Here is a 218-nt window from a genome sequence, read left to right on the forward strand (position 1 = left end):
GGCTTCCGCACGATGCCGGCCTTCGCGAAGGGCTGCCAGGAGCGTTACGGCCTCGCATCCGATACGCGGGCGCGATTCGAGCGCTGCCTGTCCGAGAGCGCTCAACCTGATCTCCCCCTCCCGTCACGCGCAACCCGGACCTACCTAGACATCCTCTTCTTCCATCCGTTCGAGGACGGCAACGCCCGCGCGGCCATGCTGGCGTTGGCCTTCGTCCT

General features: G+C 67.0%; 1 protein-coding gene. It reads left to right on the plus strand.

Features of this window, described 5'->3' with window-relative positions:
- Positions 1-218: Fic family protein (locus G3I42_RS06360; protein WP_239096293.1), on the plus strand; the 218-nt coding region annotated here is incomplete at both ends.

It is taken from the genome of Streptomyces sp. SID11385 (assembly GCF_010548245.1).
In the GTDB taxonomy this organism is placed as follows: Bacteria; Actinomycetota; Actinomycetes; order Streptomycetales; family Streptomycetaceae; genus Streptomyces.